Genomic DNA, 1,989 nt, shown 5'->3' with positions numbered 1-1,989 from the left:
ACGTCGACGACCCGCTCGCCCCGGCGCGCGAGCACCTCGCCCAGGTCGGCGCGCTCTTCGGCCTCGGCGCGGTGGCCCGCCGCGTGCTGCTCGTCGCCCTGCTGGCCGAGGTGCACCCGAGCGGGCACCTGCTGTGCGGCCTCCTGTCCGGCGACGACGGCCCGGCGCGCCCGACGGCGGCGCTGGCCCTCGAGCTCGCCGGCGCCTCGGTCGTGGACCCCCTGGTCCGAGCCCTCGTCGCGGTCGACGGTCCGACGGCCCGCGCGGGGCTGCTGCGCGTCGATGCCGAGGAGCCCTTCCCGGCCCGCCGCCTGCGGCTCCCGGACCGGGTGACCGCCCGACTGCTCGGCTCCGACGTGCCTCCGCGCCTCGTCGAGGCGGTCCTGCGCGAGGCGGAGCCCGTCGACGTCGACGGGACCGGTGAGGTCGCCGCCGCCCTGATCACGGGGGAGCCGCTCGTGTGGGTGCACGCGCCGACCGGGGCGGCGGGCACCGCACTGGCGACGGCGGCGTGCCGCGCCGTCGACCTCGAGTGCCTCGTCGCGGACCTGGAGCGGCTGCCTGCCGGACCGGGTGCACCGCCGGACGAGGCGTCGGTGGCGCGGGTGGTCCGCGCGCTGGTGCTGGAGGCCGGGCTCTCCGGCGTCGTCCTCGTGCTCGCCGGCGCCCACCTGGCCGGTCCGCTCCTGGGCGAGCTCGACGCCGTCGTGCCCGTGCTCGCCGTCGGGCGGACGCCGTGGGACCCGCACTGGGCGCTCGCCCTGCCGCCGGCCGTCACCGCGCCCCGCCTGCGCCAGGAGGAGCGGGCCGCGCAGTGGTACCGGGTGGTCGGTCCGGAGGCGACGACCCGGGAGGTCCTCACCCTGCGGCTGACGCCGGAGGAGATCACCGCGGTGGGCCGGCGCGCCGAGGCGGACGCGGAGCGCTCCGGACGGGCGACGACGTCCGACGACGTCCGCCGGGCCGCCCGGCGCATGGGTGCCTCGCACGCCCCGCGGGTGCGGGCGAACGGCGCCCCGGCGACCCTCGACGACCTCGTGCTGCCGGCGCACACCCGGCGTGAGGTCGAGCGGCTCATCGGCTGGGCGCGGGACCGGGACGAGGTGCTCGCGCTGGGGGACCTGCACGGCAAGGGCGGCAAGGGCACCGGCATCGCCGCGCTGTTCTCCGGCAGCCCCGGCACGGGCAAGACGCTCGCGGCGCACGTCGTCGCGGACGCCCTGGGCATGGACCTGTTCCAGGTGGACCTGTCCAGCGTGGTCGACAAGTACATCGGGGAGACGGAGAAGAACCTGGAGCGGGTGTTCACCCAGGCGGAGGCGCTCAACGCGGTGCTGTTCTTCGACGAGGCGGACTCCCTGTTCGGCAGCCGCTCCTCCGTCAACGACGCCCGCGACCGGTACGCCAACCAGGAGGTCTCCTACCTGCTGCAGCGGATGGAGGCGGCGGAGGGGATCACCGTGCTGGCCACGAACCTGCGCGGCAACCTCGACCCGGCCTTCGCCCGGCGCCTGCACTTCATGGTCCACTTCCCGGACCCGGACGAGCCGACCCGGCGCCTCCTGTGGGAGCACCACCTCGCGCAGCTGCCCGGGACGGACCCCGACGACCCGGTCGACACCGCGTTCCTCGCCGGCTCCCTCGAGGTCGCGGGGGGCGACATCCGCAACATCGTCCTCGCGGCGGCCTACGACGCGGTGGCCCAGCGGCGGGCCGTCGGCATGCGGGACCTGCGCGCCGCGACCGTCCGGGAGATGACCAAGCTCGGGCGGCGGACCGGCGACCCGCGCTGGACCGAGGTCACGAACAGGTGAGCGCGTCTGCGTAGCGACTACCGATGCCGACAGCCCTGTGGCGGCGGCAGTCTGATCGTGGGATCCCCCTGACCGCCCGGAGGTCGTCGTGAGCCACCAGTCCCGCGTGCCCGTCCCCGCGACCGCCGGCGCGCCCGAGGTCGCCGCCCCCGAACGCGACCGCCCGGTCACGGGG

General features: G+C 76.8%; 1 protein-coding gene. It reads left to right on the top strand.

The genetic code is table 11. From position 1 onward, the window contains the following. The coding region (locus N866_RS18415) for an ATP-binding protein (RefSeq protein WP_052023256.1) at nucleotides 1-1,814 on the top strand (1,814 nt) is incomplete at its 5' end. Between the last annotated feature and the right edge of the window lie 175 nt (nucleotides 1,815-1,989).

The sequence above is a fragment of the Actinotalea ferrariae CF5-4 genome (assembly GCF_000603945.1).
GTDB classification, from domain to species: Bacteria; Actinomycetota; Actinomycetes; order Actinomycetales; family Cellulomonadaceae; genus Actinotalea; species Actinotalea ferrariae.
This window is presented reverse-complemented; position numbering and strand designations above follow the sequence as displayed.